11 protein-coding genes, 1 tRNA gene and 2 pseudogenes are annotated in these 12,277 nt (G+C 65.6%); 3 read left to right on the plus strand and 11 right to left on the minus strand.

Annotation, left to right across the window (positions count from 1 at the left end):
• Nucleotides 1–17: 17 nt before the first annotated feature.
• The 9 genes and pseudogenes from MKK70_RS29350 to MKK70_RS29390 form a co-directional block, all read right to left on the minus strand.
• Nucleotides 18–935 (minus strand): ferritin-like domain-containing protein, encoded by a 918-nt coding sequence (locus MKK70_RS29350; RefSeq protein ID WP_243951539.1) that lies wholly within the window; start codon nt 933–935, stop codon nt 18–20.
• A gap of 395 nt (nt 936–1,330) precedes the next feature.
• Nucleotides 1,331–1,831 (minus strand): tetratricopeptide repeat protein, encoded by a 501-nt coding sequence (locus tag MKK70_RS30925; RefSeq protein ID WP_243951540.1) that lies wholly within the window; start codon nt 1,829–1,831, stop codon nt 1,331–1,333.
• Nucleotides 1,832–1,967: 136 nt separating this feature from the next.
• Nucleotides 1,968–2,468: a hypothetical protein gene (locus tag MKK70_RS29360; protein WP_243951542.1), complete on the minus strand. Its 501-nt coding sequence runs from the start codon at nt 2,466–2,468 to the stop codon at nt 1,968–1,970.
• Nucleotides 2,469–2,536: 68 nt separating this feature from the next.
• Nucleotides 2,537–3,127: a hypothetical protein gene (locus MKK70_RS29365; protein ID WP_243951544.1), complete on the minus strand. Its 591-nt coding sequence runs from the start codon at nt 3,125–3,127 to the stop codon at nt 2,537–2,539.
• Between the two features lie 99 nt (nt 3,128–3,226).
• Complete coding sequence (locus MKK70_RS29370; protein WP_243951546.1) at nt 3,227–4,126, minus strand: ferritin-like domain-containing protein; 900 nt, start codon at nt 4,124–4,126, stop codon at nt 3,227–3,229.
• Nucleotides 4,127–4,456: 330 nt separating this feature from the next.
• A pseudogene (locus MKK70_RS29375) lies at nt 4,457–4,771 on the minus strand (integrase core domain-containing protein); the annotation flags it as partial.
• A pseudogene (locus MKK70_RS29380) lies at nt 4,753–5,580 on the minus strand (IS5 family transposase). The pseudogenes MKK70_RS29375 and MKK70_RS29380, both read right to left, overlap by 19 nt.
• A gap of 1,439 nt (nt 5,581–7,019) precedes the next feature.
• Nucleotides 7,020–7,096: transfer RNA gene (locus tag MKK70_RS29385), tRNA-Arg, on the minus strand.
• A 148-nt stretch (nt 7,097–7,244) separates the two neighbouring features.
• On the minus strand, nt 7,245–7,670 hold the full coding sequence (locus tag MKK70_RS29390; RefSeq protein WP_243951548.1) for a flagellar assembly protein FliX: 426 nt from the start codon (nt 7,668–7,670) through the stop codon (nt 7,245–7,247).
• 238 nt (nt 7,671–7,908) lie between these two features.
• Between MKK70_RS29390 and MKK70_RS29395 the strand changes: the two genes are divergently transcribed.
• The 3 genes from MKK70_RS29395 to MKK70_RS29405 are packed head-to-tail and all read left to right on the plus strand — an operon-like array spanning nt 7,909 to nt 9,918.
• Nucleotides 7,909–9,039 (plus strand): flagellar basal body P-ring protein FlgI, encoded by a 1,131-nt coding sequence (locus MKK70_RS29395; RefSeq protein ID WP_147725074.1) that lies wholly within the window; start codon nt 7,909–7,911, stop codon nt 9,037–9,039.
• A gap of 35 nt (nt 9,040–9,074) precedes the next feature.
• Nucleotides 9,075–9,455, plus strand: a complete 381-nt coding sequence (locus MKK70_RS29400; protein ID WP_147725072.1) for a rod-binding protein — start codon at nt 9,075–9,077, stop codon at nt 9,453–9,455.
• The gene (locus MKK70_RS29405) at nt 9,445–9,918 is read left to right on the plus strand and encodes a hypothetical protein (protein ID WP_147725071.1); all 474 of its coding nucleotides are present in this window, start codon (nt 9,445–9,447) and stop codon (nt 9,916–9,918) included. Before MKK70_RS29400 ends, MKK70_RS29405 begins: the two co-directional genes overlap by 11 nt.
• Nucleotides 9,919–9,923: 5 nt before the next feature.
• On the opposite strand, the gene MKK70_RS29410 is transcribed toward MKK70_RS29405, so the two are convergent.
• Both MKK70_RS29410 and MKK70_RS29415 read right to left on the minus strand, forming a co-directional pair.
• Nucleotides 9,924–10,286, minus strand: a complete 363-nt coding sequence (locus MKK70_RS29410; protein ID WP_243936616.1) for a porin — start codon at nt 10,284–10,286, stop codon at nt 9,924–9,926.
• 163 nt (nt 10,287–10,449) lie between these two features.
• Nucleotides 10,450–12,267, minus strand: a complete 1,818-nt coding sequence (locus MKK70_RS29415) for a hypothetical protein (protein ID WP_243951551.1) — start codon at nt 12,265–12,267, stop codon at nt 10,450–10,452.
• Nucleotides 12,268–12,277: the final 10 nt, after the last annotated feature.

The following is a 12,277-nucleotide window of genomic DNA, read 5'->3' on the forward strand; positions in this document are numbered from 1 at the left end:
GAAGAATTGCGTTCGACTTAGCGGATGGTTCCATTGAGGCCATTCGGGAAGAAGCCGGTCGGTCGGGTATTAGCGTTCAGATAAACGATATTCAGTACCTGGGTGGTGGTCCGCCCCGGGGTGACGCCGGTCGTGGGGTTCGTCAGGACGATGTTGGCGGTGTTGGCATCGCCGATGCCTTGGTCGAGGTTGGTTCCCGGGTTCAAGGAATTGCGGGCGTTCGAGATAGCCTGCGCCTGCGCATAGAAGCCATTGACGTAGAGCTGTGTGCGGATGGCCCCGGCGTGATAGCCTTCGACCGCCAGGATCCGTGCCGCGCCGGATAGGTTCGCCGGATCGTTGATCAGCGGCCCCGCGCCAAGATAGGCGGACGTACCGACATCCTCGAAGATATAGGACGCGAGCAGGAAGTTTGCATCGTTCGCATAGGCGTCGAAGACGTCGTTCGGTCCGACGAGCCCAGCGGAGCGCGCGGCGAAAGTGAACGCCAAGTTGAGATCGATCGCTGGGCGTGCGACGCGGTTGGACCCGAGCGCCCGGCGCAAGGTGCGGACGTGCGCGAGTTCGTCGTTGGCGAGTTCGACGGCGATCTTGCGGATGTTCGGGTCTGCGAACGGTACCTGTCGACCGCCCGACACGGGCCCCGGGTTACCAACGCCGTCGACATCCGCGGCTGACAGACCCTGACCGTAGGCGGCCCGCTGATAAAACTCGGCTTCGAGATACTCGAGATTGAGCGCGAAATTGAAGATGTCGATGTCGGTCTGGGCGGACTGCGCTGCTGCCGGCTGAACATCCAGTCCGCCGAGAACGGCGACGCCCGCGGCGGCGAGCCCAACGGTCTGTATGAAAGCACGGCGCCCGGCCGCAAAATCGACGGCGTTGTCTTGCGAGGTCAGAGCCTTGCTGGCTCCACGCGTCAGATCATCAGTCACGGTGTGTCGCTCCAGCTGCACGAAGGTATCTGTAGCCTTAGTCGCCCAATGACCGCAGATATACTGTGCCAAGCTAGGACATTCCGTCCTACGATCAAGTGCAATTTTTTGCTTAAACCAATAACGTCTGTCGTGGAGGTGCCTAGCCCGGGCAAAAGCTCCTATGATATGTGGCGCCGGCGGTCATATCCATAACCTATGTTATGCTATAAAAATAAATTTGGATCTATAAAAATCATTAACCAGCTAAGTCTCCAGGAGCAAGCCTTGAGACTGCGTTAGGCAAATCGGCTACTAGTTCTCGAGCCGCAACGTATATCGTCTGTTCAAGTCTACCATATCCCCCCCCGTCCCAGCTCATACGCGCGATTGAGCCTTGCAGTTGTTCCGCGGTCCTAAAGCGGGACAGCTCGGTTCGGCCGCTCGCCAGCGCGCAAGATCTTGATGTTGTTGCGAACGACGGCGTTGGTCGGGTCGAGCCTCAAGGCACGTTCGAAATGCTGCAACGCCCGACGCTTGTCGCCCCGCAACAGATAGGAATATCCCAAGTTGTTGACTACTTCGAGAGTTTCGCCAAGGAGCCCAACAGCCTGGGCGTAGGCGTGATCGGCGAGTTCGAAGCGCGAAAGGTTGTCGTAAGCTGCGGCGAGCCCGATCCAGGACGGTGCATCGTTCTTATCCTTCTCCACGGCCTCGCGGAAATGCCGCTCGGCCATCCCGTAGTTTCCCGCGGCGAGGTCGGCTCGGCCGAGGCGATTTGTCTCGTTCGAGGTGAGGATGCCCGTGTCGAAGGCGGGAGGATCACTGGAAACGACCGACTCTCCGAAGAGCGGCGTCTGGCATCCTCCGACTAAGAGGACCGTGCACATCATTGTAGACAGACTGACGATCTTCACTGCGTCCTCAGACCTAATGTGCGGTGCGACCCCCGAACGGTCGCCTACTCGGTCGGGCCGCTGCAACGCACTCCCGCGTGTCAACGCCAGGTACGACCTAAAGCCAGGAAGCTACCGAACTAAGGCGTAGTTCTCGTTACCGCGGCGTTGCAGGGGTGGACTCTGTAGTGTCTCGCCCGCAGGCTTCCGCTGCGTCGCGAAAGGCTGGCGCGTCGCCGGCCGTTGACGCGAAGGAGAGATGGAACGCCATCGATCGGCCCAGCATGATCGAACTGGATCCCAGGTCGAGAAGCAAGCTAAGCGTATGCGAAGCTCCTGCGGAGGCGCGCAGTTCGAGAAGCACCATGTCGATCATCCGCTGATCCGTCAGTGTCAGGACGCCGCCCTGAACGGTCACGCGTGCGGTCGATGCCGCCCCGCCTGCCCGCATGAGTAGCCGGCCGGCTCCCGAGCCGCCGGACGTAGCGGCGATGGCGCCCGGCAACGTCAGGCGCAGGCGCCGGTCAGCTCCGGCGCATGACAGCAGCAGGCCGCCCGTGCTTGCAACGGACGTGGTGACACGCCGCGCCCGCAGGATCGTCGCTTCGGTGCCGAAGCGCTCGAGATCCCAGCCGTTCTGGCCGACGAGGGCGGTCACCTCCCGGGCGTGGCTGTGACCCTCACGGACTAAAAACAAGCCTGCGGCAACCAAGACGCGTGGGAGGATCACGCCCCGTCGGCGAGCGGGCAGGCTTCCGAACGCCCCCCCTTGGAGTCGCGCCAGATCGCCAGGACGAAGCCGGCATGACTTGTTGCGAACGCGACGAACGAGGTGATGATGATTAGGCCCACCGTCCATGTTTCGGCCCTGGGTCGCAGGCTGATCGCGGACAGCGAAGCCGTCGCCGGCCCGGTTTCGCTCGACAGCCCCGCATGGGCCAAGAGTAGCGCCGCGCCGAAGCTGAGATTGGCCATGAGCGCTACGGCCAAGCGGAGCCGCATCAGCCGGAAGGCGACGGCAACCGCCATCAGCGCCAGAACGATGGGTAGCGTCGAGGGGCCAAAGGCGCCATTCAAAGGTGAGGATTCGACACGAGCGCGCTCGAAGGAACGGAACACCACCACGTTGAGATACCATGCTAGGTCCCAGTTAGGGGAGGCGTCGAGAGCGTAAGTTGCGACCTCGGCCAGGGCGAAGGCGCCGAGGACGACAAGGGTACCGCAGGTTTGAATCGTCAGCATACGCGTCATCGGCGTATGGGCGCAGACGCCTCTTAAGATGACGTTTTCGAGGGTATCCACGTTGCCGATGCCCACGGGCGCGACGGAGGAAGAGGCCGATCGGTTCCCGACGCGGCGTACCGCGTTGGGCGTCGTTGGTCAGCAGTCGTCGGACGACCGCACCCGGGGACGGTGTTACTTTACGTTCCCGTTGAGGCCTTTGGGGAAGAAGCCGTTAGGCTGGGCTCCAGCGTTGAGGTAGACGATGCTGAGGACCTGCTGGGGGGTGCGCTGGAAGGCGATGCCGCTCGAATCCACCGGGGTGAGGTTCGAGGTGGTGGCGTTGCCGATGCCCTGGTCGAGGTCGCTGGCCCCGTCCAGCGAGTCGCGGGCGTCGGAGATGGCCTGGGCTTGGGTGTAGAGGCCTCGGCTGTAGAGCACCGTACGGATGATGCCGGCGTGGTAGGCTTCTACGGCGAGGATGCCAGCGGCGCCGGCGAGATTGGCCGGGTCTTTGATGAGCGGCGCGGCACCGTGATAGGCGGTGACGCCGACATCCTCGAAGATGAAGGCGGCCAAGAGGAAATTGGTTTCGTTGGCGAAGGCGTCGAAGGTGTCGTTGGGGCCGGCCAGGCCGGCGGCGCGGGCGGCGATGGTGAAGGCGAAGCCGAGGTCGATCGCGGGCCGCGCGACGGCGTTGCTGCCGAGGGCGGCGCGCAGGGTGTTGACGTGTTGCCGCTCGTTGCGCGCGATCTCGTTGGCGTAGTTGGCGATGATCTGGGACTGGAATGGCACGGCGCGGCCGCCGGCGACCGGACCGAGGGTGCCGGTTCCCTGGACCTCCGCGTCGGCCAAGCCCTGGCCGACGGAGGCCCGAAGGTAGAACTCAGCCTCGAGGTACTCGAGATTCAGGGCGAAGTTGAAGATGTCGGCATCGGTGATTGACTGCGCCGCGGCCGGGCTGTGGCCGACGTCGAAGCCCAGAAGCGTTGCGCCGACCACCCCGAGGCCCAGGGTCTGCAGGAAGGCGCGGCGTCCCGCCTCGAGGTTGATCGGCTGCGGAGCAGTATCGGCATCCAGAGTCTTAGCGTTCAAACGAAAATCAGATCGGGTCATGGAAAGGCGCTTCCTCGTTGTACCGACCGAGACGGGCGGAAGCTCTGGCTACGGCCTGGAACGCGAGAAGGTTTCAGAAAGCCTACCGCGCGGCATCGACCGGAGAACCGGTACGCTGATCCGCAGGCGCCCGGCCGTTCCTGCAGCGAGGCTCGGGTTCGCAGTCGGTGCGTCGTCGGCCGCATGACGATGCGGAGCGAGCCTGCGATCCTGAAGGATGCAACGTCACGGCTGCTGTCCGTCGTCAGATGATTTGGAACAGTGTGCGGGGTTCAGGAGCAGAGGCTTTGGTTTATCTGGGATGAGAGGTTAGGCGGCCTGCGCGTGATGGCGCCCGTGGCGATCCATGAGAGGCTGACGCTTGATGCGTTCTCGCTCGGCCAGGACTCTTTCGACGCGTCCGAAGTAGACGTCGGCGGACGTGAGGTTGCCGAGACTTTCGTGAGCTTGGCAGTGATCGTGATGCTCGACGAAGGCCGCCACCCGTGCTTCGAGTTCGCCAAGAAAGTAGGCGTATTCGAGGAGGATGCGGTTCTTGAGTGTCTGGTGCCAGCGCTCGATCTTGCCCGGCGTTTGCGGATGACACCGCACGCCGCTGATGTGGGTCATGCCCCGTGTACTAAGAGCGCCCAACAGAACCGTCTGATTTGGTTGAGTGCGATGAGGCTGGCAGCGAGGCTGGTGAAGGCTTCGTAGATGTCTGCACGTCGCTCGTAGCGCTCGGGCAGGCGACGGAAGCGGTTGAACCAAGCGTGCGTGCGCTACACCACCCACCGGTGCCGGCCCAGCCTCGCGCTGCTCTCGATGCCGCGGCGTGCGATGCGCAGTACAATCCCACGCGCTCGGCACTCGTGTCGGCGCGGTTCAGCGTCATAGGCTTTGTCAGCGTGCAGTTTGTCCGGGCAGTGTCGCGGCCGGCCCCGCCGACCGTTGCGCACGGGTGGAATGGCATCAAGGGTCGGTGCCATCATCACGCTGTCGTGCCGGTTGGCCCTACTCAGGCGGAAGCCGAGCGGCGTACCTCGCGCATCGGTGATGAGGTGGCGCTTCGTGCCCGCCTTGCCCCGGTCCGTCGGGTTCGGGCCGGTGGCAGAGCCCCTTTTTTGGCTGGGACAGAGGCGCTGTCTAAGCTCGCTCGGCTCCAGTTGATCTCGCCCGCCCCGTGCAGGCGCTCCAAGAGCACCTGATGCAGGCGCGCCCATACGCCGGCCGCCTGCCAGTCCCGTAAGCGGCGCCAGCAACTCATCCCGCAGCCGCAGCCCATCTCCGCTGGCAGCATCTCCCACGGAACGCCTGAGCGCAGCACGAACAGAATGCCGGTCAATGCAGCTCGGTTCTCGATCGGCCGTCGACCACCTTCTGGACGTGGGCGGGGCGGCGGCAGAAGCAATCTTAGTCCAGAGATCCTCGGGCAGAAGCGTACCAGCCGTCAATATTTACGCCCGCCCGCCCGCCCGATCCGTGCCCGTTCCGTTAGGCGCTCTTAGTCCGGCTTCGGTCCAGGCCTTGGCGTCCATAAGGACAGCGAACCGACCCTTGATGTCGGGATGCTGCTTGCCGGTGGTAGCGAACCACACCTCGGCGAAAAGCTCGCCTGAGGGGGTGGGGGTGTCGGCTACCTTCTTGATCAAGCTGTTGAGGCGGGCTGAGCGATCCATTCTACCCCTCGAATTGCAAATCCCTGCCATCAACGAGTCGTGCCGGAGCGCCGCCGAGATGATGCGCCTGCCAGCTGGCGACTGAACCTTCCGCCTGCGGTGGCTCGCATAGTGGCATCTCGAGTGCTTGGCGGCCTTCACCGCCTCGGGATCAAAGAACGGCACCAAGCGCCACGGAAAGTGGCTCCGCATGGTGGCAGCGCTGATCGACAAATCTTTAAGTATCTAATTACCGCGCGTCTTTGATTTTCCGTAGACAATATCCTTTAAATTCTCATGAGATAGTTCCAAATTCAAAGATTTCGGTCCAGAATGAATAAGATCATTATCGAGCATATTTGCATGGTGAATGATGTTAGCTAGAAGAACTATCGTATCAATGACAACATCACGAGCCATATCATTTTTATTGATGGCTTCAAGTTTTAAACTAGAAAAGTTAGACTTGTGGACCGCTATATGGCCAGAAAATCTTTCAAAAAAAAATCGACAGTAGAAGGATCGGTCTGGCTTACTTCGAATTCGTCCGCAATCCCGGATAAGCTTGATTGAAATATGTTACCGTTCAAGCCGTACTCGAAGCTGACATAGCGCTGGTCTAGCAAGAAGCACTTCCTAGCGTGATAGTAAAGATACATTCCGAATGATTCAAATGCTTCTCTAGATCTAGCGGAATCAAGAGACCTTTGCATAATCGATGTTTGTATATTGCTTTCTCTGGCTGCCGTCTGAAGTTCGATTCGTTGTTCATTAAGGACTTCTCTTGTATCAGCTAATTCTTCCCTCTGAATCCTAAGTTCTGTTCTCTGAAGTTGTGTAGCGACGAACAGCCATAGAAACGCGAGCGGGGCAAAGAACCCAGCGAGCACATCGCCGATGCTATTCAGTGGGAGTCGACCGGGCGTTGAGCCGGGCGGTTCGAAAAGCGACCCGACCTCTCCCCAGCGATCCCAGAGAACCAAGCAGCCAAAACTTAGATAGATCGCGGTCAGCGCGTACTAGGGCCAGAGCGTGTCGCTTCGAGCTTTGGTAGGGTCCGGAGAGGCAGCCATTTTCACGAGTGATCGTGTTCCATCCGTGTTGCACGGACCAGCCTACGCCCAGCCGTAACTCGTTGTAAACGTTAGGTTCGTGTTGCAAGCCATTGCAACACAATTTAGCGCGTACCAGGCATAAAAAAGCCCATCAAGTCATTGACCTGATGGGCTAATTGGTGGCGACCCCGGTTGGGCTCGAACCAACGACCTGCCGCTTAGAAGGCGGCTGCTCTATCCAGCTGAGCTACGGAGTCAGGGGTGCCGACGACGGTATGAGCCATGGGTCCATCCTGCGGTCAACCCTGGGCGTCACCGGTTCTCAGGTCGCGCCGGAGCGAACGCGCCGTGCTGCGCCGCGGTCGGGTCGCGTCTTGCGCTCGACGCGAGCCCCGATGGTTTGCGTCAGACGCCGCGCGCGGCTTCGACCTTGGCCAGCTCGACGGCGGCGCGCAGCTCGATGTCGGCGATCAGGCCGTCGAGGCGGGGATCGCCGCAGGTCTCGGCGCGCTCGGAGAGGCGCCCGGCGATGACCAGCAGCTCGTGGGTGGCGACGCGGCCGGACAGGAGGGAGGCCTTCAGCCGGTCGAGGCCGTCGAGCAGGTCGTGACCGCGCCGCGCCGAACGGCGGCGGCGCTCGTGCGGGGTGTCCGGCTCGCCCTGCAGCATCAGCATCGCATCGAGGCCGGCGAGCGTGGTCGTCGCGCCCGTGCCGGCGGTGCGCTGGGCGCCCGGCCCGGGGCCGACCTGGAAGCTCGGGCCGGACTCGGCCCTGCGCGTGCCTCCGACGGAGGTCGTCCCGAGAGGTCCCGGACGATTCTCGACACGCATCGCTTCGATCGCTCCCGACGGGCCGGAGGGGCCCGTGCCGAGTGTCGGTTCGACACGGTTAACGAGCGGTAAAAGCCCCGGCAGAAGCTGCCGGGTCGGCAGGGAACGCGCGCCTCACGATCGGTCCCGAAGGCGCCGCGTCCGAAGAGAGGCCAGCGTTTTCAGCGGGTTGCGCTTTTCGGCCGCCTGGCACGGGGCTGGCAGGAGAGTGCGGGTCCGCAACCCCGAAAAGCCCGGCATGCCCCAGCGCCACGCCCAGATCCGCGATCTCCTGCGCCTCGTCCTGGCGGCCGCCCTGCTCGTGCTCGGCGGCACGGCGGCGATGGCGCTGTCGCGGGTGAAGGACCTCGCGCAGATCGAGGGGGTCCGAGCCAACCAGCTCGTCGGCTACGGCATCGTCGTCGGCCTCAACGGCACCGGCGACACCCTGAACAACATCCCCTTCACCAAGCAGTCGCTGCAGGCGATGCTGGAGCGCCTCGGCGTCAACACCCGCGGCGCGACGATGCGCACGCAGAACCTCGCCGCGGTGATGGTGACGGCGAGCCTGCCGCCCTTCGCGGCGCAGGGCACCCGCATCGACGTCACCGTCTCGTCGCTCGGCGACGCGAAGTCGCTCCAGGGCGGCACCCTGCTGGTGACGCCGCTGCTCGGCGCCGACGGCGAGGTCTACGCGCTGGCGCAGGGCTCCGTCGCCATCGCCGGCTTCTCGGCGGAGGGCGATGCCGCCAAGATCACCCGCGGCGTGCCCACCAACGGGCGCATCGCCAACGGCGCCAACATCGAGCGCGAGATCGCGTTCAAGCTCACCGACGCCCGCTCGCTGCGGCTGTCGCTGCGCAACCCCGACTTCACCACCTCGAAGCGGATCGCCGCCGCGATCAACGACTTCATGGGCTCCGACACCGCCGAGCCGACCGACCCGGCCACGGTTACGATCCAGATCCCGGCCAAGTACAACGGCAACATGATCCGCCTGATCACCGAGATCGAGCAGCTCAAGGTCGAGCCGGACCAGACCGCCCGGGTGGTGGTCGACGAGCGCTCGGGGATCATCGTGATGGGCCGCGACGTGCGCGTCTCCACGGTGGCGATCGCCCAGGGCAACCTCACCGTCACGATCACCGAGCAGCCGCAGGTCAGCCAGCCGGCCCCGCTCTCGAACGGGCGCACCACGGTGGTGCCGCGCACCGGCGTGAAGGTCGACACCGGCGACGGCAACAAGCTCGCCCTGGTCAAGGAGGGCGTGACCCTGCGCGACCTCGTCGACGGCCTCAACGCCCTCGGCGTCGGCCCGCGCGACCTGATCTCGATCCTGCAGGCGATCAAGGCCGCGGGCGCGCTGCAGGCCGACATCGAGCTGATGTGATGCCCCCCTCCCCCAAGCTCCGGAGACACTAGACGATGCTACCGCTCGCAACCTTCGCGGTCTCCGCCGCCATCGGCGTCGGCAAGGCCATCACCGGCGCCGTGGCCGACACGACCTCGAAGACCGCCCAGGCCTCGACGGAGGCCGCCACGAAGAAGGCGCGCAAGACCGCGAACGACTTCGAGTCGATGTTCTTGGAATCGTCCCTCGACCGGCTGACCCAGTCGGAGGGGACCGACGGGCCCCTCGGCGAGAACGGCACCGGCGGCGGCGTCTACCGCTCGATGCTGACCAAGGAATATGCCGGCCAGATCATGAAGAGCGGCGGCGTCGGCATCGCCAACCAGGTGTTTTCCGAGATGATGAAGATGCAGGGCGGCGCCGGTGCCGGCGCGGGGGCGGCCCATGCCGCTTAATCCCGCCTTCCGCGTCTCCGACCGTGCCGGCGCCGACGCCCTCGTCGCCGAGGTGATGTCCACCATGCAGGCGCTGGAATCCGTGCTCGCCGCCGAGACCGGCCATGTCCGCGTCGGCCGCCTGCGCGAGGGTCTGGCCGAGGCGGAGGCCAAGGCGGCCCTGGCCGGCGCCTACCTTCAGGGGCTCGAGGTGGCTAAGGCCAACGCGGTCGCGCTGGCGCGCTTCGCGCCGGCGGGCGTCGAATTGCTGAAGGGCGCCCATCGTCGCTTCGCGCAGGCCGTCGAGGCCAACCAGGCGGTGCTCGGCACGGCGCGGACGGTCTCCGAGGGGCTGATCAAGTCGCTCGCCGCCGACCTCGGCCGCGCCAACACCCCGAGCGTCTACGGCCAGCCGTCGCGGGCGCCCTCCCCCTACGGCCGCGGCAACGCCAGCGGGCCGCTCTCGTTCTCACGCACCCTGTAGATCTCTCACGGCCGTCCGTTGCCGATCCGGACGAAGGTGCGGACCGGCCCGAGATCGGATTCGGTGCGGGTGTCGATCGCGAAGCGCCCCGCCGCCATCGGGGCGACGGCGACCTCGCGGCCGGCGCTCAGGTCGGCGCCGGCGCGGACGCGGCCCGACAGGCGCATGCAGGTCGCGCTGCCCGGTGCGCGCACGAAACCGGTGCCGTATCCCGGGCACGGCTGAGACGTCGCCTTGGGCGGCGCCTTCTCCCATTCGCGGGCCTCGCACGGCGACAGCCCGATCGCAGCGATCAGGATGACGCCGGCGATGCGATGCGATTGCCCGACGACGCCTTGCCCCGCCGCCGGCCTTCCCTGTTCACGCATCGCGGCCCCCGGCGGTTCGATCGGCCCACACGTCCCCTGCCCAGCGCGTCGGGCCATGCGGGGGCGTGCGCGATCCGATGGAGAGCGGGCGGGTGCCCGCGCCATGCCGAAGCAGGATAGCCCGCCGGATCAAGGACGATCAATCCGTCCCGCTGCGCCGGCGTCAGCTCATGTAGTTCACCAGCGATAGCTTCGAGAGCGACGAGGTGATCTGGTAGCTCGCCTGGAGCCGGTTCTGCATCTCCAGCAGCTTGGAGGCGACCTCCTCGATCGGCGCGCTCTCGACGCCGTCGACGGTGTTCTGCAGCGTCAGTCGCGTCGCCGCGTTCTGGGATTTCGCCGAGGTCAGGGTGCTGGCGGCCAGGCCGAAGTCGACGGCGATCGATTCGAGACTCGGATCGTCCGAGGCCTTGCCCAGGAGGGTGGAGGTCCGGCTCGTCAGGGCCGCGTACCGGCCTGTGACGGTGCTGCCGCTCGGATCGGCCATGCCGTCGACGGCGAGCGCGGCGAAGCCCGCGAGCGCCTTCTGGATCGGCACCTCGTTGGCGCGCGCGCCGACCGGGACGTCGAGATTGGCGCCGGCACGGACCGAGGCGGTGGCGCGCGGATCGGTGCTCGCGGCGTCGCCCTGGTACCAGATCACGGTGTCGGTCGAGGCGGCGTCCTTGTAGGTCGGCGTCGCGCCGGACGTATCGATGCGCTTGGGCGTCTGGCCGGAGGCGGTCGAGGCCGAGAAGAAGTCCTCCGCGGCGCGGGTGGTCGAGCTGGCCGAGAGCGGGCCGGCGGCGGCCGCCCCCAGCGCGGTGGTCACCGCCGCCTTCATGTTGGCCGCGGTGGTTGCCGCGTCCGCGCCGATGGCGAAGGTGCCGGTCGTGGCCGTTGTGCCGCTCGCCGCCGCGGTGAGCGTCACGCTGGTCTTGGTGCCGTCGTGCAGCGCCAGCTCGATCGTGATGCTGTCGCCGACCTTGGGCTGGCCCGACAGGCCGATGTCGTAGGCCGCATAGGCGCCGCCGCCGAAGGTCGCGTTCAGGACCGGCGTGTTGCCGCTCTGGACGCTGGCGACGGTGCCGCCCTGCGTTGCGGCGAAAGCGTTCAGCCCGGCGGCGGCGGCCGCAGGCGATCCGAACAGGCCGAACGCGGTGGTCGAACCCGCCGGGACGGATGCGGACGCCGTGAGGTCGAAGGATTTCTGGCTGCCGTCGGCGAGATTGACCGTGACGCGGAAGCTCTCTCCGGCGACCGGCGCATGATCGAGCCCGGTCACCGTCGCGGGCGTGGCGGTGTTCGTCGCGGCGGCCGTGATCGCGCCGGTGGCGGTCGCCGAAACGAGGCGGAACCCGAAATTCGCACGCGTCTCGCCGGTGGTGTCGGCTTGGTCCTCCGACAGCTGGAACGTGTTGCCGGCGCTGGTCGCGCCGAGCTGGAGCCGGCCGAGGCCGTCGGCTCCCAGGTCGGCGGCCTTCTGTTGCGCGACCAGGGTCGCGAGGCCGTCCTGCTTCGGCGTCGTCGTGCTGTCGCCGTTGAGGATGATGTCGGTCGACTTCACCGGCGCGGTGTCGGTGGTCCGGCCGCCGAACAGGTACTGCCCGGCCGAGCTCTGGCTCAGGGCGTCGATGGCGCCGTCGAGGTCGGCCCGATCGAGCTGGGCGGTGACGGTGGTGCCGACGCCTTGCGGATTCGTGGCGATGCCGCGGCGCAGGTCGCTCGTCAGCGTCGTGATCTGCTGCAGGCTGGTGGAGGCCAGCTGGACCCGCGTCTGCGCGGCGTCGATCCCGGCATCGTAGCCGTCGAGCGCGCTCAGCGTGGCGCGCGCCGTGAGGCTGCTGCTCCGCCCCGCGCCGAGGCCGCCATAGGTCTCCGCCGTGCGGCCGGTGGAGAGCTGCGTCGTCAGGGCGTCGAGCTGGCTCTTCATCGCGAGGAGCTGCGAGGTCGACCGCGTCGTCAGGTAGCTGCCGGCGGCGAAGGGGCTGATCGTCGTCATGTGCTGTCCC

The sequence above is a fragment of the Methylobacterium sp. E-041 genome (assembly GCF_022829665.1).
Lineage (GTDB): Bacteria > Pseudomonadota > Alphaproteobacteria > Rhizobiales > Beijerinckiaceae > Methylobacterium.

Bases quoted from the DNA above. Each gene is read 5' to 3' on its own strand.
- MKK70_RS29405 (WP_147725071.1), top strand. From the start codon at position 9,445: ATGCCGCTTAATCCCGCCTTCCGCGTCTCCGACCGTGCCGGCGCCGAC.
- MKK70_RS29390 (WP_243951548.1), bottom strand. From the start codon at position 7,670: ATGCGTGTCGAGAATCGTCCGGGACCTCTCGGGACGACCTCCGTCGGA.
- MKK70_RS29400 (WP_147725072.1), top strand. From the start codon at position 9,075: ATGCTACCGCTCGCAACCTTCGCGGTCTCCGCCGCCATCGGCGTCGGC.
- MKK70_RS29410 (WP_243936616.1), bottom strand. From the start codon at position 10,286: ATGCGTGAACAGGGAAGGCCGGCGGCGGGGCAAGGCGTCGTCGGGCAA.
- MKK70_RS29395 (WP_147725074.1), top strand. From the start codon at position 7,909: ATGCCCCAGCGCCACGCCCAGATCCGCGATCTCCTGCGCCTCGTCCTG.
- MKK70_RS29415 (WP_243951551.1), bottom strand. From the start codon at position 12,267: ATGACGACGATCAGCCCCTTCGCCGCCGGCAGCTACCTGACGACGCGG.